The organism is Oricola cellulosilytica, from assembly GCF_019966575.1.
GTDB classification, from domain to species: Bacteria; Pseudomonadota; Alphaproteobacteria; order Rhizobiales; family Rhizobiaceae; genus Oricola; species Oricola cellulosilytica.
This window is the reverse complement of sequence record NZ_JAINFK010000001.1, coordinates 705,097-727,464: the sequence shown is the minus strand read 5'-3', so window position 1 is coordinate 727,464 and position 22,368 is coordinate 705,097. Positions and strand designations below refer to the sequence as shown.

General features: G+C 61.3%; 21 protein-coding genes and 1 tRNA gene. 8 read left to right on the top strand and 14 right to left on the bottom strand.

Annotated features, from left to right (window positions below):
* Nucleotides 1–7 precede the first annotated feature (7 nt).
* The 6 genes from deoC to LC298_RS03435 all read right to left on the bottom strand — a co-directional run bounded on the left by deoC (nucleotide 8) and on the right by LC298_RS03435 (nucleotide 5,885).
* Entirely contained in the window at nucleotides 8–919 is a 912-nt protein-coding gene (gene deoC / locus LC298_RS03460) for a deoxyribose-phosphate aldolase (RefSeq protein ID WP_223385546.1), read from the bottom strand.
* Nucleotides 920–1,029: 110 nt separating this feature from the next.
* Entirely contained in the window at nucleotides 1,030–1,827 is a 798-nt protein-coding gene (locus tag LC298_RS03455) for a purine-nucleoside phosphorylase (RefSeq protein ID WP_131564650.1), read from the bottom strand.
* The gene (gene cdd / locus LC298_RS03450) at nucleotides 1,824–2,225 is read right to left on the bottom strand and encodes a cytidine deaminase (RefSeq protein ID WP_131564652.1); all 402 of its coding nucleotides are present in this window, start codon (nucleotides 2,223–2,225) and stop codon (nucleotides 1,824–1,826) included. The genes LC298_RS03455 and cdd overlap by 4 nt, the downstream gene beginning before the upstream one ends.
* 1 nt (nucleotide 2,226) lies before the next feature.
* Nucleotides 2,227–3,201, bottom strand: coding sequence for an ABC transporter permease (locus tag LC298_RS03445; protein ID WP_131564654.1), 975 nt, complete (start codon nucleotides 3,199–3,201; stop codon nucleotides 2,227–2,229).
* Complete coding sequence (locus LC298_RS03440) at nucleotides 3,202–4,344, bottom strand: ABC transporter permease (RefSeq protein WP_131564656.1); 1,143 nt, start codon at nucleotides 4,342–4,344, stop codon at nucleotides 3,202–3,204.
* 2 nt (nucleotides 4,345–4,346) lie between these two features.
* Nucleotides 4,347–5,885, bottom strand: a complete 1,539-nt coding sequence (locus LC298_RS03435; RefSeq protein WP_131564658.1) for an ABC transporter ATP-binding protein — start codon at nucleotides 5,883–5,885, stop codon at nucleotides 4,347–4,349.
* A 283-nt stretch (nucleotides 5,886–6,168) separates the two neighbouring features.
* Between LC298_RS03435 and LC298_RS03430 the strand changes: the two genes are divergently transcribed.
* On the top strand, nucleotides 6,169–6,381 hold the full coding sequence (locus LC298_RS03430) for a SlyX family protein (protein ID WP_131564661.1): 213 nt from the start codon (nucleotides 6,169–6,171) through the stop codon (nucleotides 6,379–6,381).
* Nucleotides 6,382–6,399: 18 nt separating this feature from the next.
* On the top strand, nucleotides 6,400–8,193 hold the full coding sequence (locus LC298_RS03425; protein WP_223385519.1) for an SLC13 family permease: 1,794 nt from the start codon (nucleotides 6,400–6,402) through the stop codon (nucleotides 8,191–8,193).
* A gap of 30 nt (nucleotides 8,194–8,223) precedes the next feature.
* Here LC298_RS03425 and LC298_RS03420 read toward each other — a convergent pair.
* Nucleotides 8,224–8,313 (bottom strand) — tRNA-Ser (locus LC298_RS03420).
* 257 nt (nucleotides 8,314–8,570) lie between these two features.
* On the opposite strand from LC298_RS03420, the gene LC298_RS03415 reads away from it, so the two are divergent.
* The 4 genes from LC298_RS03415 (at nucleotide 8,571) to LC298_RS03400 (ending at nucleotide 11,704) form a co-directional block, all read left to right on the top strand.
* Complete coding sequence (locus LC298_RS03415; RefSeq protein ID WP_131564663.1) at nucleotides 8,571–8,894, top strand: hypothetical protein; 324 nt, start codon at nucleotides 8,571–8,573, stop codon at nucleotides 8,892–8,894.
* 31 nt (nucleotides 8,895–8,925) lie between these two features.
* Nucleotides 8,926–9,576 (top strand): peptide-methionine (S)-S-oxide reductase MsrA, encoded by a 651-nt coding sequence (msrA, locus tag LC298_RS03410; protein ID WP_131564665.1) that lies wholly within the window; start codon nucleotides 8,926–8,928, stop codon nucleotides 9,574–9,576.
* A gap of 197 nt (nucleotides 9,577–9,773) precedes the next feature.
* Nucleotides 9,774–10,757, top strand: coding sequence for a BMP family lipoprotein (locus LC298_RS03405; protein ID WP_131564667.1), 984 nt, complete (start codon nucleotides 9,774–9,776; stop codon nucleotides 10,755–10,757).
* A gap of 65 nt (nucleotides 10,758–10,822) precedes the next feature.
* Nucleotides 10,823–11,704, top strand: a complete 882-nt coding sequence (locus LC298_RS03400; protein ID WP_131564669.1) for a carbon-nitrogen hydrolase family protein — start codon at nucleotides 10,823–10,825, stop codon at nucleotides 11,702–11,704.
* A 72-nt stretch (nucleotides 11,705–11,776) separates the two neighbouring features.
* Here the strand turns inward: LC298_RS03400 and LC298_RS03395 are convergent, their stop codons facing one another.
* Nucleotides 11,777–12,070: a hypothetical protein gene (locus LC298_RS03395; RefSeq protein ID WP_131564671.1), complete on the bottom strand. Its 294-nt coding sequence runs from the start codon at nucleotides 12,068–12,070 to the stop codon at nucleotides 11,777–11,779.
* 130 nt (nucleotides 12,071–12,200) lie between these two features.
* On the opposite strand from LC298_RS03395, the gene LC298_RS03390 reads away from it, so the two are divergent.
* Nucleotides 12,201–13,133 carry a LysR family transcriptional regulator gene (locus LC298_RS03390; protein WP_131564673.1) on the top strand — a complete coding sequence of 311 codons (933 nt, stop codon included), beginning with the start codon at nucleotides 12,201–12,203 and terminating at the stop codon, nucleotides 13,131–13,133.
* Nucleotides 13,134–13,135: 2 nt separating this feature from the next.
* Here the strand turns inward: LC298_RS03390 and polA are convergent, their stop codons facing one another.
* Entirely contained in the window at nucleotides 13,136–16,051 is a 2,916-nt protein-coding gene (gene polA, locus LC298_RS03385) for a DNA polymerase I (protein WP_131564675.1), read from the bottom strand.
* Nucleotides 16,052–16,233: 182 nt separating this feature from the next.
* Here polA and LC298_RS03380 point away from each other — a divergent pair, with 182 nt between their 5' ends.
* Entirely contained in the window at nucleotides 16,234–18,159 is a 1,926-nt protein-coding gene (locus LC298_RS03380; protein WP_131564677.1) for a L,D-transpeptidase family protein, read from the top strand.
* 12 nt (nucleotides 18,160–18,171) lie between these two features.
* Here the strand turns inward: LC298_RS03380 and LC298_RS03375 are convergent, their stop codons facing one another.
* The 5 genes from LC298_RS03375 to LC298_RS03355 all read right to left on the bottom strand — a co-directional run bounded on the left by LC298_RS03375 (nucleotide 18,172) and on the right by LC298_RS03355 (nucleotide 22,354).
* On the bottom strand, nucleotides 18,172–18,498 hold the full coding sequence (locus LC298_RS03375; protein ID WP_223385545.1) for a septal ring lytic transglycosylase RlpA family protein: 327 nt from the start codon (nucleotides 18,496–18,498) through the stop codon (nucleotides 18,172–18,174).
* Between the two features lie 50 nt (nucleotides 18,499–18,548).
* Complete coding sequence (locus LC298_RS03370; protein WP_131564679.1) at nucleotides 18,549–19,439, bottom strand: SDR family oxidoreductase; 891 nt, start codon at nucleotides 19,437–19,439, stop codon at nucleotides 18,549–18,551.
* Nucleotides 19,432–20,589, bottom strand: a complete 1,158-nt coding sequence (gene queG, locus LC298_RS03365; RefSeq protein ID WP_131564681.1) for a tRNA epoxyqueuosine(34) reductase QueG — start codon at nucleotides 20,587–20,589, stop codon at nucleotides 19,432–19,434. The genes LC298_RS03370 and queG overlap by 8 nt, the downstream gene beginning before the upstream one ends.
* A 49-nt stretch (nucleotides 20,590–20,638) precedes the next feature.
* A complete protein-coding gene (locus LC298_RS03360) occupies nucleotides 20,639–21,328 on the bottom strand; it encodes a glutathione S-transferase family protein (protein WP_131564683.1) in 690 nt (229 codons plus the stop codon).
* A gap of 84 nt (nucleotides 21,329–21,412) precedes the next feature.
* The gene (locus LC298_RS03355; RefSeq protein ID WP_131564685.1) at nucleotides 21,413–22,354 is read right to left on the bottom strand and encodes a carbohydrate kinase family protein; all 942 of its coding nucleotides are present in this window, start codon (nucleotides 22,352–22,354) and stop codon (nucleotides 21,413–21,415) included.
* Nucleotides 22,355–22,368: the final 14 nt, after the last annotated feature.

Here is a 22,368-nt window from a genome sequence, read left to right as displayed (position 1 = left end):
GCGCTCCTCAGGCCATTCCGTGGCGGTCCGCCGACGAATACCGGCCCGTGACGTTGTGTTCGATTTGCCGCTCGATGTCGCCGAGAAGCGAACTTGCGCCGAAGCGGAACAGGTCCGGTTTGACCCAGTCGTCGCCGAGCTCTTCCTTCATCAGGATCAGCCAGGAAATCGCGTCTTTTGCTGTGCGGATGCCACCGGCCGGCTTGAATCCGCAGACATTGCCGGTGAATCTGAGATAGTCGCGGATCGAGCGCACCATCGTCAGGCTGACGGGAAGTGTGGCGTTCACCGCCTCCATGCCGGTCGAGGTTTTCACGAAATCCGAGCCTGCCATCATCGAGACCATGGAGGCCTTGTAGACATTCGACAGCGTCTTCAGTTCGCCGGTCGAGAGAATCGCTTTCATATGCGCATCGCCGCACGCCTCGCGCATCGCCCGTACCTCTTCATAAAGGGCGGCCCAGTTGCCCGTCAGAACATGCCGGCGTGAGATCACGATATCGATCTCGTCGGCGCCTTCACCTACGGCATAGGCGATCTCCGCCAGTCGGTCCTTCATCGGCGTCAGTCCGGCAGGAAAGCCCGTCGCCACCGACGCCACGGGAACACCGGAGCCCTCAAGCGCCTTGACTGCCGTGGCGACCATCATCGGATAGACGCAAACGGCACCGGTCGTCAGCCCGTAGTCTTCCAGTCCGAGAGCCTTCAGCAGATCCGGGCGCAAGGGGTTGCGCGCCTTGGCGCAGAGTCTTTCGACCTTGCCGGGCGTGTCGTCGCCGGCAAGAGTGGTGAGGTCGATGCATTCGATGGCCCTGACCAGCCACGCGGCCTGCCAGTCCTTCTTGACCGTGCGCCGCGTCGCCAGGGTCGCCGTGCGTCTCTCCGTCGCGGAGAGATTGACCGACATGTTCTCGAACATCGCGGGAAGGAAGTCGGTGCCGGTGTTTCTCTTGTGTGCGGAGGCCAGCGATACGAGTTGCGATCCCGTGACCTCGCGATGCGTTGCCGCTGCTTCGGCAATATTCCTGCTCATGCCATATCTCCGATGGCGCGCGTCAGGATCGCTTGCAACTTCTTGCCGCCGACCGGCGCCATGTCCTTGGTTTCTGTATGCGACAATTCCCCGCCGGTCATGCCTGCACCGTAATTCGTGATCACGGAACAGGCAGCACATCTCAGCCCCAGGAACCGTCCGATGATGACCTCCGGCACGGTCGACATCCCGACCGCGTCCGCGCCCATCGTCCGCGCCATGCGAATTTCCGCCGGCGTCTCGAAGGACGGTCCGGAAAACCACATGTAGACGCCCTTGTCGATGCCGATCTCCTCTTTGGCTGCTGCTACCTCGATCGCGGTGCGCAGGGCCGCGTTATAGGCCGATGTCATGCCGACGAAGCGCGCGTCCCTTTCCTCGCCGATCAGCGGGTTGGTGCCGGAAAAATTGATGTGGTCCTCGATTAACATCACTGACCCGGGCTCCAGATCTTCCCTGAGCGACCCCGCCGCATTGGTGAGGATCAGCGTCTCGATCCCGATACCCTTCAGTACCTCCAGCACGGGGCGCATCGCCGCCGCGTTGCCCTTTTCATAGTAATGCACACGGCCCGACAGAAGAAGCACCGGCTTGCCGCCGATCCTGCCGGCGACCACCTCGCCAGCATGCCCGCTGACGCCGCTCGGCGGAAAACCATCAAGCTCGCCATAGGGAATGCGGACTGGGTCTTCGACCGCGTCCACCAGTCCGCCCAGTCCCGATCCCAGCACCAGCGCGATCCGCGGCGCAAGGCCGTTCAGTGCCTCGACGATCGTATCGCTTGCCGGCTTCATGTGGAGAGTGCCTCTGCTTCGAAGCCGCGCGGAAAGAGTTCGCGGACGGTGACCGTCTCGGCGATTCCGTTGGCGTCGGTCAAGTGGATCCGCGCCTCGGGCGGCGCGAACTCGGCAAGCCTTTGCCGGCATCCGCCGCACGGCGTGCACAACGCTTTCCTCTCGGCGGTGACGCAGATATCGGTAATGACGCCGCCGCCGCCCATCACAAAATGCGCCAGCGCCGTCGTTTCGGCGCACCAGCCTTCGGGATAGCTGATCACCTCGATATTGGCGCCGCTGTAGATCGTTCCGTCGGCGGTCAGGATGGCTGCGCCTACCGGAAACTCTGAATAGGGCGAGTGAGATTTCGCCATCGCGGCGCGCGCCGCGGCATAGAGAGCATCGAGGTCCGCCAATTCACCGTTCCTTCACATAGGGTTGTCCGCCGGCCTTTGGCGGAATCGCCTTGCCGATGAAACCGGCGAGAAGAACGACCGTCAGAATATATGGCAGGGCCTGCATGAACTGTGGCGGCACTTCGCCGACGGCAGGAATGCGTATGCCTGAAAACCGGATCGCAACCGCGTCGAGAAAACCGAACAGCAAACAGGCGAGCATCACATTGACCGGCCGCCACTTTGCGAAGATCAACGCGGCCAGCGCTATAAAACCTTTGCCGGCGGTCATGTCCTTCACGAAACCGGCGTTTTGTGCAACCGACAGATATGCGCCGGCAAAGCCACACAGAACGCCGGCGAGGATGACCGCACGGTAGCGCAGCCATGTGACCGATATCCCAGCGGTATCGACTGCGGCCGGATTTTCGCCGACCGCTCTGAGACGCAGCCCAAACCGGGTGCGGAAAAGCACCCACCATGTAAAGGGCACTGTCAGGAAGGCCAGGTAGACAAGGATGGAATGGCCGGAAATCAGCTCCGAATAGATCGGCCCGAAAACCGGCACGTCGCGAACGGTGTCGGCGAACGGCAGCTTGATCTCGGTGAAGCGGCTACCGTCGCTGGGAAGCGCCGGCGTGCGCCCGCCCTGCCGGAACCATGCCTGTCCGAGAATGATGGTGGATCCGGCTGCAATGAAGTTGATCGCCACTCCCGAGACGATCTGGTTGCCGCGGTGGGTGATGGATGCAAAGCCGTGAACGAGAGCAAAAAAGATTGAGATCGCCACCGCAGCGGCGAGCCCGATCCATGCGGAACCGACGACGGCTGCCGCTGCCCCGCCGGCGAACGCCCCTGCGAGCATCTTTCCCTCCAGTCCAATGTCGAAAACGCCCGACCGTTCCGAGTAGAGCCCCGCGAGGCTCGCAAACAGAAGCGGGACCGAAAGCCGCACGGTCGAATCGAGAACAAGAATAATCGTCGAAAAATAATCCATTTAGTGCGTCTCTCCGGTCGTGGCGGGCGCGGCCTTCATCTCCGACGTGGCAATCCTGCCGAAAAAGGCGGAAATCGCCGGTCGGAACATGTGCTCGAGCGCGCCGGCGAACAGGATGACAAGCCCCTGGATGATGACAATCATGTCGCGAGAGATCGCTGGCATTTCGAACGCGATCTCCGCGCCTCCCTGATAGAGCATGCCGAACAGGATCGCTGCCGGAATGATGCCGGCCGGGTGCGAGCGGCCCATCAGCGCCACGGCAATGCCGACAAAACCGGCACCGGTGACGAAGTCGAGCTGCAGGCGGTTCTGCGCGCCCATGACCGGGTTGAGCGCCATCATGCCGGCCAGCGCCCCGGAGATCATCATGGTAATGACGATGATGCGCGTCTGGTTGATGCCGGCATATTTTGCTGCGGTCGGACTGAATCCCATCGTTCTGATTTCGTAGCCAAGACGGGTCCGCCAGATCAGTACCCACACACCATAGGCGGAAGCGAGAGCCAGCAGGAACGTGATGTTAAACGGCGCCGAGCGGATGGTGAAGCCGAACATCTCGATCAGCCAGTCGAGTCGCGGCAGCACCGCGCCGTCGGCGAACCGGCGTGTCTCTGGCGCCATCAGCCCGGCAGGCTTCAGCATTCCGACAAGCAGCCAGACCATCAGGCTCGCCGCGATGAAATTAAACATGATCGTGGTTATCACGATGTGACTGCCGCGCTTGGCCTGCAGGTAGGCCGGAATCAGCGCCCATAACGCCCCCATCGCCGCGGCAAGCAGCGTTGCGATCGGCAGATTTATCCACCATGGCAGCGCCGCCCCGAAGGTGAGCGCCCCAATAGCGACCCCGAGGCCGCCGACATAGGCCTGGCCCTCGCCGCCGATATTGAAGAGGCCGCAATGGAATGCAACGGCGACGCACAGGCCTGTGAAGATGAAGTTCGTTGCGTAGAACAGCGTGTAGCCGATGCCGTCTCCGGTCGAAAACGCTCCCTCGACCATCAGCACCGCCGCCCTGAGCGGGTTTTCCCCGACCAGCAGGACGACCAGACCGGATACCGCGAACGCGACCGCGAGATTGACCAGCGGGATCAGTCCGTAGTCCACCCAGCCGGGAAGCTTCGCATAGGGTTTCGCCATCTTTACTCCGCGGCCTCCGCCTTGTCCCCTTCGACCCCCGCCATCAGGAGACCCAGCTCTCCCTCGGTCGCATCGGGAGTGCGTTCTCCGACGATTCGCCCCGCGAACATGACGAGGATGCGGTCAGAGAGCGATCGGATTTCGTCCAGTTCGACCGACACCAGGAGAACCGCCTTTCCCTGGTCGCGCATCTCGATAATGCGCTTGTGAATGAATTCGATTGCTCCCACATCGACACCCCGCGTCGGCTGTCCGACGATCAGCACGATGGGGTCACGCTCCATTTCGCGCGCCAGAACGATTTTTTGCTGATTACCTCCCGAGAAATTGGCGGTCTTCAGCCGGGGGTTCGGCGGCCGGATGTCGTACTTCGTGATCTTTTTCTCTGCATCGGCACGTATCGCGGCGATGTTCAGCATCGGTCCGGAGAGATATTTGTCGTCGTCGTGATAACCGAGGATCGCGTTTTCGTTTTCCTCGAACGCAAGAACCAGCCCCATGTGGTGACGGTCTTCAGGCACATGGGCCAGCCCGCGGTGTCGAAGCAGGTTGGGGTCCGCTTCGCCGGTCACCCCGATAGGTTCGCCGTCGAGCAGCACGCGACCGGTTTGGGCCCGGCGGATGCCGGTGATGGCCTCGATCAGATGGCTTTGTCCGTTTCCCGCCACTCCCGCGATGCCAACGATTTCGCCTGCGCGCACGTCCAGCGACACGTTGTCCACCATCGTCACGCCGCGCGAATCCTTGACCGTCAGGCTCTCGACCCGAAGCTTTGTCTCCCCGACAGTCGGCTCGCCTTTCTCGACCCGCAGGAGCACGCGCCGACCGACCATGAGTTCAGCGAGTTCCTCCACGGAGGTATCGGCCGTCCGACGCGTCGCGACCATCGTTCCCTGGCGCATGACCGACACGTTGTCGGTCACGGCCATGATTTCTCGCAGCTTGTGGGTGATCAGAACGATCGTCTTACCCTGCTCCTTGAGTTGCTTGAGGATGCGGAACAGGTGGTCGGCCTCGGCCGGGGTGAGCACTCCTGTAGGTTCATCCAGAATGAGAATCTCCGCGCCGCGGTAGAGCGCCTTGAGGATCTCGACTCGCTGCTGCAGTCCCACCGGTAGTTCCTGAATAATCCCGTCGGGATCGACGTCCAGCGAATATTCGTGCTCGAGGCGTTCAAGCTCACCGCGCGCATGGCTGATTCCTCCCCGCAGGAGTTGGGCACCTTCCGCGCCCAGCATCACGTTTTCGAGGACGGTGAAGTTCTCAACCAGCATGAAGTGCTGGTGCACCATACCGATGCCGAGATCGATGGCATGGTTGGGGGTATTGATGGTGACGGTCTCGCCGTTGACTTTGATCTTACCGCTGTCGGCCTGATAGAAGCCGTAGAGGATCGACATCAGTGTCGATTTTCCGGCGCCGTTCTCCCCGATAATGCCGTGGATCGTGCCGCGTTCGACGCGTAGCTCAATATCGCGGTTGGCGCGAACGGGACCGAAGCTCTTGTTTATGCCTTCGAGTTCAATTGCGTACTCGGCCATGCCAACCCATTATCTGCATGCGCGTTCTGGACAATCCGGTGAAACTAGAGCCCTTCATCGCCAAATGGAAGCGGTTCCGTTAGCGCTTCGACGGGCCTTATGGATAACGGTCCCGGCCGCGCGAGATCTTGCTCTTCGAGGCCTCGTCTATGGGATGACGTTTCCCGCTGTCGGGCGGGACGACGACAACTATGCCTTCTACTGCTTACGGCCACGCCTTATGTCTCTTTCCGCCGGGCCGCGCGGCGGCTAGAGTACGTCAGTCTCTGTTGGGGAGAAGGGAATGGACAAGGACGGGATGGATCGCCTGGACGAACTGGAGATTCTGGCGGCCCATCAGGCGCGTCTCCTGGAGGAATTGAACGAGATAGTGATCCGTCAGGGAAAGGACATCAATCGCCTCGAACGAATCGCTGAGGCGCTTGCCGAGCGGTTCCAGAGAGTCGAGGACAATGTCCGGGCCGGCGCTCCTCTCTCCAAGCCGCCCCACTGGTAAGCGGGAGAAGCCTAAGCCGTGCCTTTTCTCCCTGACACCGCCATGATTGCGCCCGCTGTCGTGGCGCTAGTCATAATCGTCATGCTGGCCGCATTCGTCATGGAGTGGCGGTCTCCGGAAATCACGGCTGGAGTGGGCGTGTCCATTCTCCTGCTTACCGGAATTTTGGACATTTCCGAGGTGTTGGGCGTACTGTCCTCGAGTGCGCCCGCAACGATTGCGGCGATGTTCGTCCTGTCGGCCGCTCTCATCCGCACTGGCGCGATCGAGCGCTTCGCCCGCGAGGTCACCCGCCACGCGCGCACTTCGCCGATGGTGACATACACGGCGTTTCTCTTGGCGGTGGCGATCGCGTCGGCCTTCATGAACAATACGCCGCTTGTCATGCTGATGATCCCGGTCGCTACCAGCATGGCCCGCGAAATGGGAGAGGCGCCCTCGCGCGTTCTGATCCCGCTGTCCTACGCGGCGATCTTGGGCGGCACGTGCACGCTCATAGGCACGTCGACGAACCTTCTGGTTGACGGTGTCGCACGTGAAATCGGCCTCGCCCCGTTCCATATCCTCGAAATCGCGCCTGTCGGCATTGTCGCGACCTTGGCCGGTATCGTCGGCATTCTGCTGGGGCGCCGCTTGCTTCCCAACCGCGAGACTGCGAGCAGCATCTCCAACGTCCAGTCGGACCGAAAGTTCATCGTCCAGGCGGTGATTGACCACAATTCCCCGCATGTCGGTACTGCGGTTCGCAGTATCGCTGCCTTCAATCGCCCCGACCGCCGCTTGGTCGACGTCATTCGCGGCGACATGTCGCTTCGGCGGGAACTGGCTACGACGGTATTGAAGGCGGGCGACATCGTGGTTTTACGTACCCCCGTCGCCGAGATCCTGTCGATGAAGGAGGAGGGCGAACTTACGCTCGGCGCGGCCAACCGCATTCAGCAAACCGCTGCGCGCTCCTCGGAAGTCGTGGAGGTGCTGATAGGGCCGGGTGCTCGCATCCTCAACCGAACGCTTAGGCACTTGCGCCTGTGGCGCAGATACGGCGTTTATCCGATGGCGCTCCACCGAGGTGGAATGAATATGGCGGACCGTTTCGAGACGACGCCTCTCGGTGTCGGGGACACCCTGCTTGTAGAGGGCGCCCCCGAGGACATTGCGCGCTTCGCCGAGGAAAATAGCCTCGTGAATGTCGCCGAGCCGACCGAGCGTGGTTTTCGCCGGTCCAAGGCGCCGGTGACTCTTCTCATCACCGCGTCGGTGGTGGTCGGCGCGGCGCTCAATTTCATGCCGATCGCATCACTGGCGCTGATTGCGGCTGTGCTTGTGCTGGTGTTGCGCTGTGTCGAGGTCGACGAAGCGGTGCAAGCGGTCGACTGGCGGATCCTCGGGCTCATTTTCGCCATGCTCGCAATCGGGGTAGCCATGGAGAAGACGGATCTGGTTGGAGTTCTCGTCGGATGGGTTTCACCCTGGATGACGGATCTCTCACCATTGATTGCACTCGCCGCCGTTTACCTTCTTTCCACGATCTTGACCGAAATCGTTACCAACAACGCAGTCGCCGTGATCGTCACCCCGGTTGCGATCGGTCTGGCCCAGTCGCTGGGTCTCGATCCCCGACCGTTTGTGATCGCGGTCATGATTGCGGCAAGCGCGAGCTTCATGACCCCGATCGGTTACCAGACCAACACACTCGTCTACAATGCCGGCGGTTATCGTTTCGCGGACTTTCTGCGCCTCGGTCTCGTGCTCGACATGACGTCGTTCGCATCGGCGATGGTCGTCATCCCGATCTTCTGGCCTCTGGTCTAGGGTCGCTCCGACACGCGCTTTCGCAGAGAATGGCGGTGAGACAGGGATTCGAACCCTGGAGACGGTTTCCCGCCTACACGCGTTCCAGGCGTGCGCCTTCAACCACTCGGCCACCTCACCATTCCAGTTCGCACCCGGCGGTCGGGACCGGGCTCCAGCGCTACGACGATTACACTGGCTGCGCGACTGCAGTGCGCGGACTATCGCCAGTCCCGCTTTGCGTCAACTCAAAAGCGTTCGATTTCATCTGCCCGGATGATCAAGGGAACGTCCGAGCTTGACCAGCGTTGAGATTGTGTTCGTGATTACGTTATCACGACCCGAGCGCTAGAGCGGCGCGGCCCATCTCGCTTGAGAACGATTTTCGGGATTCCAGTATGATCCGTTTTCTCTTTCGCATTCTCGCCTTCCTCGCATTCGCGATCGCGATCATGTTCGCGGTAATCGACGCTACCCGCTCGATCGGCGTTTCGGCATTTGTTTTCACCACCTTTCTCGAAAGCTTCGAATTGGCCGCCCCCCAGGCTCTGGAGAATTTGCGAAACTTCCTCACCCAGAACGTACCCCCGTTTGTGAGCGATCGTGTTCTTGCAAGCATTCTGCAAATCCCCACATTTGCAGTATTCGCCGTGTTGTCCGTGCTGCTCTACGCGATCGGACGCCGGCCGGAGCGAAGGCGTTTCCGCCGCGCGGTGGGCTGAGGCTCCGCTCTTCCGGTTAAGGAGGCCGAAGATGTTCTTGGCGGGATTGTTCAGTGACAAGACGAAGATGCCGGATCCGGCCAGCGCGTCGCGCGGCCGCGACGAGCCCTTGCCCACGGCGACCCATCATTTCGTCAATGGCGAGAAATTGAAGGGCCCTTATCCCGATGGGATGGAAACGATCCTTTTCGGAATGGGCTGTTTCTGGGGCGCCGAAAGGCTTTTTTGGCAGTTGGACGGAGTTCACGTCACGGCGGTCGGCTATGCGGGCGGCTTTACCCCGAATCCGACTTATGAGGAGACTTGCACCGGTCAGACCGGTCATGCCGAGGTCGTGAAGGTGGTTTTCGATCCTGCGAAAGTTGGGCTCCCTGATCTGTTGAAGACCTTCTGGGAAGAGCATGATCCGACACAGGGTATGCGTCAGGGCAATGATATCGGCACAACCTATCGCTCTACGATCTACGCCACGACCGACGCGCAACTGGAAGCGGCAAGGGCCAGCCGCGAAGCTTATCAGGCGGCGCTGAGATCGTCTGGCCGCTCGGCGGCAATAACGACTGAAGTCGAGCTCGCGCCGGATTTCTACTACGCCGAGGAATATCATCAGCAATATCTGGCGAAAAATCCCGGCGGTTATTGCGGTCTTCAAGGCACGGGCATTGCCTGTCCGGGCGGTTGAGAGCGCCGCCCGCCGCCGGGTAACCCTGTTCTGCGATGCAGTCCGGACCGGGCACTTTTGGCGTGATTTTCCCGTGGAGCCATGCAAGAGTATCGCCGGAACGGCGGGATGACTGCCGTTAAATGGCCGGTTCGACTGGAGTTTTTCCGTCGGACCGGAGGGAGTTGAAACCGAAACATCTTACAGGGTGGGTGAGCATGAAACGTATTGTTCTGGGCCTCATGGCCGCGACTGCGATGTCCTTTTCCGCATATGCGGATCCGGCCATCATCTACGATCTGGGAGGAAAGTTCGACAAGTCGTTCAACGAGGCGGCATATAACGGTGCCGAGAAATTCAAGGAGGAAACCGGCACCGCCTATCGCGAATTCGAGATCCAGAATGATGCGCAGCGTGAGCAGGCGCTCCGCAAATTCGCGCAGGACGGGGACACCCCGATTGTCGTCACCGGCTTTTCGTTCGCTCCGGCGATCGAGAAGGTGGCGGCCGAGTTCCCTGACACGCAGTTCGCCATCATCGACATGGTCGTCGATGCACCGAATGTCCAGTCGGTGGTCTTCAAGGAACAGGAAGGTTCTTACCTCGTCGGCATCATGGCTGCGGAAGCCTCCGAGACAGGCACTGTGGGTTTCGTCGGCGGCATGTCGATCCCGCTGATCTCGCGCTTTGCGTGCGGCTATGTGGGCGGCGTGAAGGCGGCCAATCCCGACGCCACCGTCATCGAAAACTTCACCGGTGACACGCCGGCAGCCTGGAACGACCCGGTCAAGGGCGGTGAGATCACCAAGGCCCAGATTGCGCAGGGCGCCGACGTTGTCTATCACGCCGCCGGCGGTACCGGCGTTGGTGTGCTTCAGGCGGCGGCGGATGCCGGCAAGCTCGGCATCGGGGTCGACTCCAACCAAAACGGCCTGCAGCCCGGCAAGGTTCTGACCTCGATGATGAAGCGCGTCGACGTTGCCGTCTACAACGCCTTCAAGGCGGGCGCGGACGGCGCGTTCGAACCCGGCATCCAGGTGCTCGGCCTTGCCGAGGGGGGCGTCGACTACGCCATGGACGAGCACAATGCCGATCTCGTCAGCGACGAGATGAAAGCCAAGGTGGAGGACGCCAAGGCGAAGATCATCAACGGCGAAATCGAAGTGCACGATTTCATGAGCGACAACAGCTGTCCCTACTGATCTTCTGACGGATCGTGATATTGAAGCCGCCGGTGGAAACGCCGGCGGTTTTTTCTGGAGGCAACATGATCGCGCACACCAAGATCCGCGTCGCGTCCGTGCAGTTCGCACTTCGCCATACGCCGGAACCCCAGCATTTCTTCGATCGCGTCGCCCATTTCGTCCGGGCGGCCGCCGATTACGGCGCCCATTTCGTATGCTTTCCCGAGCACTTCACACTGCAGCTTCTCTCCGGAACGGAGGTCATGCTCTCCCCAGCCCATGCGATCGCCAAGCTGTCCGGATACCGTGTGCCTCTGAGAGATCATCTGGCAAGCCTCGCGAGGGGCCATTCGATAAACATCGTCGGAGGCTCGCACGCCACGGCCATGGAGGGCGGAGCAATCCGCAACATCTCGATGGTCGCACTGCGGGATGGAACGGTGCATGAACGTCACAAGCTGCATCCCACGCCGGACGAGAAATCCGTCTGGGAGATCGGCGGTGGCGATAGCGCTGAACCGATCGAGACCGAGTACGGGCCGATCGGCGTCATGATCTGCTATGACAGCGAGTTTCCGGAGATGGCCCGCGCGCTGACCGATCGCGGCGCGAGGCTGTTTTTCGTTCCGTACTGTACGGATACGCGGCACGGCCACTTGCGGGTGCGTTACTGCTGCCACGCGCGCACCGTGGAAAACCAGTGCTACGTGGTGACGTCCGGTCTCGTCGGCAATGTTGCCAATGTAGCCAATCTCGACATGGCCTACGCCCAGTCGGCCATTCTGACTCCGTCGGACTTCGGTTTCGCCCGCGATGGCATCGCCGTCGAGGCGACCGAAAACGCCGAAATGATGGTTGTCGCCGATCTCGACATGACTGCGCTGGATGCGGCGCGCGCACGCGGCTCTGTCCGCAATCTGCATGATCGACGGCCGGAACTCTACGAGGTCAGTTGGAGAGCATGAGGCCGGCCGCAAATCCGCATCGAGGACGGGGCGGCCGGCTGGAGCCGTTGGAAGTTCGTGTGGGGGAGACGATCAACGGCCCATGTTGTAGCGGGCGCGCAGCTTTTCGAGTTCTTGGGCGGCATTGATATGCAGCGGCAGGTGCGAGGCCCATTCGACATCCCCGCGATGTATGCCCATGTCCCGGTAGACCCAGTCTTCCTTGCCGATAAGTTGCTGGAAGGCCGCTCGATCCCGCCGCTGGCGCCGCCATTCGACAACTGCATGGATTGCACGGTGTGCCCAGCCCACTGCTGCTTCGGCCAGCGCAGCCGTTAGCAGGCTTCGCGCACGGCGTTGACTGGAGTGAAATTCGAGCGAAGTCATGTCGGTTCTCCTTCTCGGTGCCGTGGTGGTTTTCCTCGGCTTCGGGATGGACAATGATCTCGTTCAGTGGTTCAATCAAACGAATAGATTTGATATTATCTGTCAGCAAAACTGATGATGGAGCCACTCCATGAATGCGCCGCAAAAAATTGAAACCGCGCCCGGTTCCCTCCTTGTCGACAGCGATTTGCTGAGAACCTTCGTTGCCATCGTCGAGACGGGAAGCTTCTCCAAGGCCGCTCAACGGGTGTTCCGCACGCCTTCGGCGGTCTCGATGCAGGTCAAGAAAATGGAGGATCTGCTGGGGACGAGCATCTTCGACCGCGATTCACGCTCCGTGACCCTGACCGCGAACGGTGAGGTTCTGCTTTCCTATGCGCGCCGCATTCTCAACCTGAACCAGGAAATGATGGCGCGTTTCGTCGCGCCCGACATGGCCGGAACGGTCCGCTTCGGCGCCCCGGACGATTACGGCAACCGGCTGATTCCGCAGATTTTGAAGAAGTTCGCCGCCAGCCACCCCAATGTCACGGTGGATGTCGTAATCGATTCGTCGGCGCGCCTGAAGGAAAGGTTCCAGGCGGAAACATTGGACGTGGCGGTCATCAATGCCTTACCGGAAAATCCGCTTGACGGTGACACGGAGATCGTTCTTGAGGAACCGCTGGTCTGGGCCGGGGTGCGCGGCGGCTCCGCCCATACGCGCCAGCCCTTGCCGCTCGCGATGTGGGAACACGGTTGCGCCTGGCGTGCCAGCGCGGCCGATGCCCTCGATCAGGCGGGTATCGCCTATCGCGTGGCCTATATGAGTGGCAATTTCAACGTGCAGATTTCCGCCATCGAGGCCGACTTGGCCATTGCTCCCGTTCCCGCGCTGCTGGTGGAGGCGCCGCTGGTGCGGCTTGGCCATGCGCAGGGTCTCCCCGAACTCAGGACGACGCAGATACGGATGATGACGAGAACGGCCGATGACTGCGTTGTGCGGGCCGTCGTCGCCCACGTCCGGTCGTGCTTTGAGGCTTGGAAGGCCGGCGATCTCGACTGCAGCAGCGTAGCGGCCTGAATTTAATGCGCCTCGTCCCAGTTGTCGGCGGCAGCCGCGTCCACATGCAGTGGCACTTTCATTGAGATGGCTGGCATGGCGGCATTTTCCATGGCCTCCCGAACCACCGCGATGGTCCTGCCGACCTCGCTCTCCGGTGCCTCGAAGATCAGTTCGTCATGCACCTGCAACAGCATCTGGGCGGCTAGGCCTGATGCATCGAGCCTGTTCTCGATTCGGATCATAGCGCGGCGAATGATATCGGCGGCCGAGCCCTGGATCGGCGCATTGATCGCGGCGCGCTCGTTGAAGGCGCGTACCTGCGGGTTGGACGACCGTATGTCCGGGTAGTGGGCGCGCCGTCCGAAGATCGTTTCGACATAGCCCTTTTCGCGCGCATAGGCCTTGGTCTCGTCCATGTAGTCTCTGATGCCGGGAAAGCGCTCGAAATAGGTCTTGATGTATTCTCCGGCTTCCGACCGGGAGATGGCAAGCTGGTTGGCAAGACCGAATGCCGAAATCCCGTAAATGATCCCGAAATTGATCGCCTTTGCGCGCCGCCTGACGTCGGCTGGCATGCCGTCGACCGGAACCCCGAACATTTCCGAGGCGGTCATTGCATGAATATCTATCCCGTCGGCAAAGGCCTGCCGCAACTGCGGAATGTCGGCCACATGCGCCAGAACCCGCAATTCGATCTGGCTGTAGTCGGCCGAGACCAGTTTGTTCCCCTTCCCGGCGATGAAGGCGGTGCGGATGCGCCGGCCCTCGGCCGTTCGGATCGGAATGTTCTGCAGGTTCGGCTCGGAGGAGGATAGCCGGCCGGTTGTCGTTGCCGCGAGCGAATAAGACGTGTGGACACGGTTGGTCTGCGGGTTGATGTAGCCCGGGAGTGCGTCGGTGTAAGTTGATTTCAGCTTGGTCAACTGGCGCCAGTCGACAATCCTGCGCGGCAACTCATGGCCTTCGGCGGCCAGATCCTCGAGAACTTGGGCGGAAGTCGACCATTGCCCCGATTTTGTCTTTGAGCCGCCCGGCAGGCCCATCCTTCCGAACAGGATTTCTCCGAGTTGCTTCGGCGAACCGATGTTAAAACTTCCTCCGGCAAGATCAAATATTTCCGACTCGATCGCCGCGGCCTTCTGGGCGAACTCCCCCGACAGGCGGCTGAGGATCTGCCGGTCCACGGAGATCCCCCGCGCCTCCATGCGCGCCAGGACGGAAACGAGGGGGCGCTCAAGCCGCTCGTAGACCGCAATCAGACCCTTCGCGACAAGCCGCGGTTTCAGCACCTGCCAGAGGCGGAGCGTGATATCCGCGTCTTCCGCGGCGTAGCGGGTCGCTGCGGCGATATCGATCATGTCAAAGGTCAGCGCCTTCTTGCCGGTTCCGGCAAGATCCTTGTAGGCGATCGGTGCGTGGCCCAGCCACCGGTCGCAAAGCGACTCCCTGACCTGCGCGCCGGTTCCGGCGTCGAGGACGTAGGACATCAGCATGGTGTCGTCGAGCCGCGATATGGTGACGCCGTGTCGCCGCATCACAAGCCAGTCATATTTGACATCCTGACCGATCACGAGAATCGAATCATCCTCCAGAAGGGCCTTGAGGCGCCCGAGCGCCTCACCCTGCGGAATCTGTCCTTCCACCAGCCCGCCGCCGAGCAGATCGCTGCTTCCCGATTTGTGGTCGAGCGGCACATAGGCGGCCTTGCCAGCGGTCGAGCAAAGCGAGAACCCGGTCAGCTCCGCCTGATTCGGGTCGAGTGAGTTGGTCTGGGAGCTGAAGGCGAGGACACCCGCCGCGCGAGCGTCGGCGATCCATTGATCCAGGGTTTCGACGTCGCGAACGGATACGTAGGCATCTGAATCAAAGTTCGCCCCGGCTGCCGCTTCCGCGCGCTTTGCGGCAAGGGCCTTTGGCGTCAGCGCAGCAACGGAACTGGCCTCGACACGTACCGGGTCGCTGGCCTGGCCCTTGTCGAGATCGGGACCCCGCGCAGCGCTTCCCGCCTTGATCTCAACGGCCGCGGCATCGACCTCTCCGGCTTCGGTGCCTGTCGCTTCGGCCACTCTTCGCGTCAGCGAATTGAATTCCATGGCCTTCAGGAAGGCGATCAGCTTGGGCCCGTCCTGCGGCTCCAGTCTCAGGCCGTCGAGGTCGATCTCGATCGGCGTGTCGGTCTTCAACGTGACGAGCTGGCGGGAAAGCCGCGCCTGGTCAGCGAATTCGATGAGGTTCTCACGTCGCTTGTTCTGCTTGATCTCCGCGGCGCGCTCCAGAAGCGTGTCGAGATCGCCAAAATCCTGCAGCAACTGCGCGGCGGTCTTCGGTCCGATGCCGGGTACACCCGGAATATTGTCGGTGGAATCGCCGGTCAGCGCCTGAAGATCGATCATCTTCTCGGGGGCGACACCGAATTTCTCGACCACTTCAGGAATGCCGATCTGCCGGTCCTTCATCGAATCGTACATCGACACATGATCGGTGACGAGTTGCATGAGGTCCTTGTCGGAAGAGATGATCGTTGTATCGGCACCGGCCACTTCTGCCATTCGCGCATAAGTCGCCATGATGTCGTCGGCCTCGTAACCCTCGGATTCGATGCACGGCAGATTGAAGGCCCGCGTCGCATCGCGTATCAGACCGAACTGCGGAATCAGGTCCTCGGGCGGCTCGCTGCGGTTTGCCTTGTATTCGGAAAAGAGTTCGTTTCGGAACGTCTTGGACGAGTAGTCAAAAATTACCGCGAAATGCGTCGGTGTTACGCCGACATCCGTGTCACGGGCCTCGCGTAGCAGCTTCCAGAGCATGTTGCAGAAGCCGGCGACCGCGCCGACCGGAAGTCCGTCCGACTTCCGAGTCAGAGGCGGCAGGGCATGGAATGCGCGGAAGATGTAGGCCGAGCCGTCGACCAGAAACAGATGATCGCCTTTTTTCATGGTGAATGGATTAGAGCAGTTGGCTCGATGCGGCAATTGCCGGGAGGCGCCTCGATCTTCCCTGGCGGGAACCTTCCGCCGGCCTCTGTGTTCACTTTTCAGCGCCGTGGAACGCTTTATAAACCATCCCCGCTCAGTTATGGTTCAGCCAGGGGCGATATCAGAGCAATGCGGAGCATATAGTGAGAATTACACGCGTTATGAGTTTCGCGCTGGCTTCCGCCATCGCGTTCACGTCCGCCCCCATGGTTTCGTCGCCGGTTCTGGCTCAAGGAACCCTGATCGAATTGCTGTTCAACAAGAATCGGGCGGAGCGGCCCCGCTATAAGCAGGCGGAGAGGCCCCGCTACCGCAAGCGGCAGCTCCCGTCTCAACGCGTGGTCCGGGTGCCTTCGACGCCTCGAAAGGCGCCCGCACCCCGCAAGATCCAGCAGATCTCGGGGCCGAAATACTATTCTTATAAGGCAGCCCCGCTTTCCATTGTCACCATGGCATCGCTTTTGCCCGAGACCGACGCATCGGGTGCACTGGAGCCCAACCTTGAATTTGAGATGCGCCGGTTCGCGGAGGCGCTTCGTCTCATGCCGGAAACCCGGTTGTCGATCGAGAAGGAGATCGCTGCAGCGCTGAAGGCTCATTACGCCGAAAATCCGAAGTTCCTGTGGTCTCGCGGCACGGCGGCGACGTCCGGGGCTCGGGCTCTCGCTGCCGTCCTGGACGACGCGGACGCCCACGGACTTGATGCTTCCCAATACGGGATTGCCGTTCCGCCCGACGGCTTTTCGATGAATGCTCCGGCCGCCCGCGCCGCTGAGCTTCTGGAGTTCGAAATCGAGTTGACGGCACGCGCCGTGCGCTACGCCCTTGATCTGCGCGATGGCGTGGTCAATCCCAACAAGCTGAGCGGCTATCACGACTTTCCGCGCAAACGCCTGACTCCGGAAGAGGCGCTACGCCGGTTGGCCAAGGCCGACGATCCGGTCCTCTATCTCAAGACGCTTGAGCCGCAGCATCCTGCCTACCGCATGCTGCAGGGCGAACTGGCGAAACTTCGCTCGATGGACATCGAGGAAATCGTCATCCCCGAGGGTACGTTCGTGAAGCCGGGCCAGACTGAAGAAGAATTGCCCACGATCATGAAAGCGCTTGACCGCAAGGCGGCGCCCGAGACCCGTGCAAAACATGCGGCCACGTTCGCCGAATATCTCGGCGGTTTGGCCTTCGACGAGAACATCGTGGCCCTCGTTAAGGATTTCCAGCGCGACAATGGTCTCGTACCGGACGGCATTATCGGCAAGAACACACTGCGCTATCTATCCGACGTCAGCCAATCGCAAAAGATTCGGCGCGTGGAATTGGCACTTGAGCGGCTGCGCTGGCATCCGGAAAAATTCGGATCGCGTCACGTCTTCATCAACCAGCCGGCCTACCGCGCGACCTATTCCGAGAACTTTCAGGATACGCTGTCGATGCGCACCATCGTCGGCAAGAAGTCGAACCAGACCAGCTTCTTCCACGACGAGATCGAAATGGTCGTCTACAATCCCTACTGGGGTGTGCCGCAGTCGATTATTGTCAACGAGATGCTGCCGAAACTGCACCGCGACCCGTCCTATCTCGACCGCAATGGATATGTCGTCACATCGAGGTCCGGGAAGCGCATTGCCTCCGCCAACATCGATTGGTGGAAATATGCGGGACCGGTGCCCTACAACGTCCGGCAAAAGCCGGGCCCCGACAACGCGTTGGGCAATCTGAAGATCTTGTTTCCCAACAAACACGCGATTTACATGCACGACACCCCGTCACGGAACCTGTTCGAGCGCGACGAGCGTGCACTCAGCCACGGCTGTGTGAGATTGCAGCAGCCCCGCGAGATGGCGGCAGCCGTGCTCGGCAAGGACACCGCCTACATTTCGTCCCGGATCGGCGGATCGGAGTCGGTCGAGAACCTCGAGCAGAAGATTCCGGTCTTTGTCGCCTACTTCACCGCCTGGCCGACCCCCGACGGAACGATGGAGTATTTCCCGGATATCTATGACCGCGACATGTATCTGGAGCGCGCTCTCGACGCCGTGAACGGCGTTCGTGACGAGACGGATGTCTAGGAACTGGCGGACTTAGGCGACTCCGGCGATACACACCGGCGCGTGGCCCGACTTCACCATCCCGATATGGCCGGCGGCGGCTTTCGACAGATCAATGATCCGGCCCTTGATGAAGGGACCGCGGTCATTGATCCGCACGACGACGGATTTTCCGGTCCGCTCGTTCGTGACTTTCACCTTCGTTCCGAACGGGAGGCTGCGGTGCGCGGCGGTCATAGCCGCCGGATTCATCATTTCGCCGGAGGCGGTTTGCGAATGAAGCGCGTACCACGAAGCCTTCCCGCATTGGTCGACTTCATGTGCGCCGACCGGTTGAGTGATGGAAATAGCGAACGCAATTGCCGTCGCGGCCGGGATGGCCGTGCCGAAGAATATCGATTTCAATGGTCTTACCCCGAAAGTTTGCGCCAGCTTCCGTCCGCCCACATCCTGTCCAGACCCCTCCGGAAATCGCTGTGGGTGAAGGTGAAACCGGCCTGTTTCACCCGCGCGTTAGAGACACGCTTGTTTTCCCCGTAAAAGGAGCGCGCCATGGGCGAAAGTGTGGCGGTCTCGAAGTCGAGTTCCGGCGGGGGATCAACTTTCATTAAAGAAGCTGCGTATTCGACAACATCCTGCGGCGGCGCCGGTTCGTCGTCGGTAATGTTGAAAACGCCGCCTTTTCGGCTGTCGCCAAGGAAAACCAGCGCCCGCGCGATGTCGTCCACATGGATGCGGTTGAACACCTGCCCGGGCTTGATCAGCCTGCGCGCCCGCCCCTCCGCCAGGTTCGTCAGGGCGTTGCGCCCAGGCCCGTAGATGCCGGAAAGCCGAAGAATGGCAAGCGGTTTTTCTGCAATTCTGGCGGCCTCGCGCCAGGCATTTTCAGCCTCAATCCGCTGGATCGAGCGCTTGGAGACGGGGCGACATTCGGCTTCCTCGTCGACCCAGCCCCCGTCATGGTTGCCGTAGACGCCGACAGTAGAAAGATAGGCTATCCATTCGAGGCGGGGGAGGACGGAAAGATGCCTGCCCAGCGCTGACAATACCGGGTCGCCACCCTCCTCCGGTGCAATCGAGATGACCAGATGCGTGGTCGCCATGAGCACGGTATCGATCTCGGGGGTCAGTTGGCCGTCGAAGACATGCGGCGTGATTCCGTCCTCCAATAGCGCTCCGGCTTTCTCTTCCGATCTCGTCGTGCCGTCCACGGGAAGATCTTTCTCCGCCACCAGCCGGCCGTAAGCTCGACCGGAAAACCCGGCACCGAAAATGAAGGCCTGGAAAGGAATGTCAGACATGCGTCACTTCGCTTTCCTTGCCGGTTCCGGTTCCATGCCATTCCGCGCGTACGCCCTCGTCGCATTCGTTTTGCAGATGCCGGTCACGCGCCGCCTGCAAGCTTTCCGGCCCTGCCAAGCGTCCATATGCCCAGACCGCTGCGCCCCGCACAATCGGATCGGCATCGCTCAGGAGCCGCCGGACCTCGGCCACGAGCGCCGTGTCGCCGCTGTTGCCGGCGGCGATCAGCACGTTGCGGAGGAATCGGTTGCGGCCGATCCGCTTGATCGGGGATCCGGAAAAATACGTCCGGAAAGAAGCATCATCGAGTTGCAGCAGCGACTCGAGGCTAGGGCTTTTCAGGTCGTCGCGGGCGCGCAGCTTGGCTTCCCGCGCCTCGTGAGCGAACTTGTTCCACGGACACACAGCGAGACAGTCGTCGCAGCCATAGATCCGGTTACCCATCGCCGTTCGGAATTCGTGCGGAATCGAGCCTTTGTGCTCTATCGTCAGGTACGAGATACATCGCCGTGCATCGAGCTGGTATGGCGCCGGGAAAGCGTCTGTCGGGCAGGTGTCGAGACAGGCCCTGCAGGAACCGCAATGGTCCCTTTCCGGCGCGTCGGCGGGCAGTTCGAGATCGGTGAAGATGGACCCGAGGAAGAACCATGACCCGAGCCTCCGGCTGACGAGATTCGTGTGCTTGCCCTGCCAGCCGAGCCCCGCGGCTTCCGCAAGCGGCTTCTCCATCAACGGGGCGGTGTCGACGAAAACCTTGACCTGTGCGCCCGTCCTGGCCGCGAAACGCCCCGCGGCCTGTTTCAGCTTGCCCTTGACGATCTCGTGGTAATCGCGGTTTTGCGCATAGACGGAAATCGTCGCACGGTCCTTGTGCCCGACCGCCGCAAGCGGATCGTTGCCGGGCTCCGGCGCATAGTTGAAGGCGGCCATCACGACCGATCTCGCTTCCGGCCAAAGCATCCTTGGATCTCCGCGCCGCGCCTCGGTCTCGGGCATCCAGTCCATCGTCCCGTGCCGCCCCGCGTCGAGGAAGGCACGCAGCCGGGCCGGGACTTGGGGAATGGCGCCCGGTGCCGTTACGCTCGCGCCGGAAAAGCCCTCGCTGCGGAGATCGGCAAGCAGGGCCTCCTTTGCCTTGGTCCCATTCATTTCGTCAGCATGCACACGGGAGATGGCTTCGGGCAACAGCCACGAACGTCTAGAAGTCCAGATCGCTGTAATGCGACACAGGCGGCAGGCCGCGCACGCGGTCGGAAAGTATGTCGCGGAAGGACGGTCTGGACTTCATTCGCTGATACCAGTCGCGCGCCGCAGGCTCCGCATTCCAGTCGATCTCCCCGAGATAATCGAGCACGCTGACGGTCGCGGCGGCTGCGAGATCGGCATATGTCTGCCCGTCTCCGGCGAGCCAGTCGCGGCTTTGGGCGAGCCAGCCGAGATAGCGCATGTGCTGCCGTATATTGGCTCGGGCCGCGCGCAGCACGGCGGAATCCGGGGCGCCGCCGCCTTGCGCGGGGGACATCTGTACTTTGAAGACCCGTTCGCGCACGAGAGCCCGTGTGACGTCGGCTTCGGTCTTTACTAGGAACCAGTCGATCAATCGGCGAACCTCGGCCCGCCCCGGCGGCGTGTCGGGCATCAGCCTCCGCCCGCGCATTATCGGTCCGCGCGTTTCGTCGAGATATTCGGAGATCGCGAACGCCCCGACGATTGCCGAATTTGCCTCGCCGGTCATGACGGGAAGAGTGCCGGCAGGGTTCATCTGCATGAATTCGGGACGCCGGTCCCAAGGTTGTTCCAGCTGCAATTCCGGCGTCTCGCCATATTCGCTCAGGACTAGGCGGACGAACCGGGACGACGCCGACATCGGATGATGGAACAGCAGCATGAGAATCAGAACCGAAACCTGTTATGGATCGTTCTTAGTGTGCTTCATGGCTGGATGGAACCGCTGCGGCAGCGCAATTCGACATCACGAGGTGGCGAAGGCTTGGATATCGGCGAGCGTCGGCAGGTCGGCGCCGCGCCGGCTGCAAGTTAGTGCGGCGGCGTTGACCGCGAAACGCGCCATGGCCTCGAGATCTGCGCGGCGTGCTTCACCCTTGTGGGCCAGACCCTCGGCACCGAGCCAGTGCAGACACGCCGCTTGAAACGTATCGCCCGCGCCGACCGTATCGGCCACGTCTACCGAGACGCCCGGCACCCGGATCTCGCGCCCGTCGGCTGAGAAGGCAAGCGCTCCGCCGCTGCCCAAAGTGATGCAGACAAGGTCAGCGCCATTCGAGATCGCCTCGGAGGCGAAAATGTCGGGCTTCTTTCCGGGATGGAGCAGCAGCACGTCCTCGTCGCTTGCCTTCACGAATGCGGCAACCTTGGAGAGCGCGGTTACCCGTTCGCGCCACAGGTCGACGTCGGGTTCCACCATGATACGCAAATTCGGATCGTAGGAAACGAACCGGTCCGCAGCGGCCTGTACCGCCAAAGTGGCAAGAGCGGTTGCCGTGGGCTCGATTACGGTGGAATAGGAGCCGAAATGAACCACGCGGATGTCCGGATCGAGCGTCGTCGGCAGATCGTCGACCGTCACTGAACAGTCGGCGGTATCGCTCGTGTAGAAAACGTAATCGGCGCTGTTGTCGTCTTTCAGACCGATCACCGCCAGCGTCGTGTTCTGGGATGTCTCGACGCAGGGACTATCATCGATGCCGTTCTCCTTCATGAAGGCGGCGATGCGTCGCCCGAACATGTCGGTGGAGACGCGGGTGAGGAACCGCGAGTGATTGCCCATGCGCGAAAGGCCGAGCGCGACGTTCAGCGGCGAGCCGCCGACATGTCCGTCGAGGGTTATTCCGTGGGGATCGGTCGATGGGCCGGAGAAGAGATCGAAAAGACTATCGCCGCAGCATAAATACATTCGCTAACTTTCTG

Bases quoted from the DNA above. Each gene is read 5' to 3' on its own strand.
- queG (WP_131564681.1), bottom strand. From the start codon at position 20,589: ATGAATGGGACCAAGGCAAAGGAGGCCCTGCTTGCCGATCTCCGCAGC.
- msrA (WP_131564665.1), top strand. From the start codon at position 8,926: ATGTTCTTGGCGGGATTGTTCAGTGACAAGACGAAGATGCCGGATCCG.
- polA (WP_131564675.1), bottom strand. From the start codon at position 16,051: ATGAAAAAAGGCGATCATCTGTTTCTGGTCGACGGCTCGGCCTACATC.
- LC298_RS03360 (WP_131564683.1), bottom strand. From the start codon at position 21,328: ATGCTGCTGTTCCATCATCCGATGTCGGCGTCGTCCCGGTTCGTCCGC.
- LC298_RS03430 (WP_131564661.1), top strand. From the start codon at position 6,169: ATGGACAAGGACGGGATGGATCGCCTGGACGAACTGGAGATTCTGGCG.
- LC298_RS03440 (WP_131564656.1), bottom strand. From the start codon at position 4,344: ATGGCGAAACCCTATGCGAAGCTTCCCGGCTGGGTGGACTACGGACTG.
- deoC (WP_223385546.1), bottom strand. From the start codon at position 919: ATGTTCGAGAACATGTCGGTCAATCTCTCCGCGACGGAGAGACGCACG.
- LC298_RS03405 (WP_131564667.1), top strand. From the start codon at position 9,774: ATGAAACGTATTGTTCTGGGCCTCATGGCCGCGACTGCGATGTCCTTT.
- LC298_RS03455 (WP_131564650.1), bottom strand. From the start codon at position 1,827: ATGAAGCCGGCAAGCGATACGATCGTCGAGGCACTGAACGGCCTTGCG.
- LC298_RS03390 (WP_131564673.1), top strand. From the start codon at position 12,201: ATGAATGCGCCGCAAAAAATTGAAACCGCGCCCGGTTCCCTCCTTGTC.
- LC298_RS03415 (WP_131564663.1), top strand. From the start codon at position 8,571: ATGATCCGTTTTCTCTTTCGCATTCTCGCCTTCCTCGCATTCGCGATC.
- LC298_RS03435 (WP_131564658.1), bottom strand. From the start codon at position 5,885: ATGGCCGAGTACGCAATTGAACTCGAAGGCATAAACAAGAGCTTCGGT.
- LC298_RS03445 (WP_131564654.1), bottom strand. From the start codon at position 3,201: ATGGATTATTTTTCGACGATTATTCTTGTTCTCGATTCGACCGTGCGG.
- LC298_RS03370 (WP_131564679.1), bottom strand. From the start codon at position 19,439: ATGTCTGACATTCCTTTCCAGGCCTTCATTTTCGGTGCCGGGTTTTCC.
- LC298_RS03400 (WP_131564669.1), top strand. From the start codon at position 10,823: ATGATCGCGCACACCAAGATCCGCGTCGCGTCCGTGCAGTTCGCACTT.
- LC298_RS03355 (WP_131564685.1), bottom strand. From the start codon at position 22,354: ATGTATTTATGCTGCGGCGATAGTCTTTTCGATCTCTTCTCCGGCCCA.
- LC298_RS03395 (WP_131564671.1), bottom strand. From the start codon at position 12,070: ATGACTTCGCTCGAATTTCACTCCAGTCAACGCCGTGCGCGAAGCCTG.